1 protein-coding gene is annotated in these 921 nt (G+C 65.1%); it reads left to right on the forward strand.

Going from position 1 to position 921, the window contains the following annotated elements; all coding sequences use genetic code 11:
* Positions 1-96: 96 nt before the first annotated feature.
* A partial coding sequence (locus EN893_RS35735; protein WP_128362254.1) for an aldehyde dehydrogenase family protein occupies positions 97-921 on the forward strand: 825 nt, incomplete at its 3' end.

Genomic DNA, 921 nt, shown 5'->3' on the forward strand with positions numbered 1-921 from the left:
GAACGTATCTTTGCCGCCGGTCTGGTCATCGCGGGCCAGGATATCGGTACCGATGATCAAACGCTCGCTGCGGCGGCCGAATGAAGGAGATTTGAAATGGATGGTGGCTATGCCATGAAAGACGCGCCCGCCAATTTCATAGGCGGCGAATGGCAGACGGAGCCGGACACCATGCCGGCGGTCAATCCCGCAACCGGGGAGACCATTGCCCAGTTGCCGCGATCAGGCCGCGAGACGGTACAACGGGCTGTCGCGGCTGCAAAAGCAGCCGCGCCGACATGGGCCGGCATGCCGGTTTTCAAGCGCGCCGCGATCTGCGTTGCCATCGCCTCGGCAATCGACGCGGCTCAAGAAAAGATCGCACGCCTCCTGTCGACCGAGCAGGGCAAAGTTCTTGCCGAGGCCATGGGTGAGGTCGGCAAGGCCGCCGACGGCTTCCGGCTCGCATCCGAACTCGTCAAGCAGCTGGGTGGCCAGACCTTGCCCGCCGAGGATCCGACGAAGCTCGTCATGACGATCCGCCAGCCGCGCGGGGTCTACGGAGTCATTACCCCTTGGAACTTCCCGGTCAACATCCCCGTCGAATATCTGGCACCGGGCATTGCGACCGGCAACACCATCGTCTGGGTGCCCGCCCCGTCGACCTCGCTGGTCGCCTGTGCCTTGATGGAGGTAATCGACGGCGCCGGTCTTCCCGCCGGCGTCATCAATCTGGTCATCGGTGAAGGCGCTACCGCCGGCGACGCCGTCGTGGTTCATCCCGACGTCGCGGCAATCGGCTTTACGGGCAGCGCGGCGACCGGCAAGAAAATCGCCGAGCGCGGCGCCGGCAAGCCGCTGCTCCTGGAACTGGGCGGCAACGGCCCGGTGATCGTTTTCGAGGACGCTGATCTTGACGCGGCGGCCGCCGCCGCGTCAAGA

This window comes from Mesorhizobium sp. M7A.F.Ca.CA.004.04.2.1 (assembly GCF_004022825.1).
In the GTDB taxonomy this organism is placed as follows: Bacteria; Pseudomonadota; Alphaproteobacteria; order Rhizobiales; family Rhizobiaceae; genus Mesorhizobium.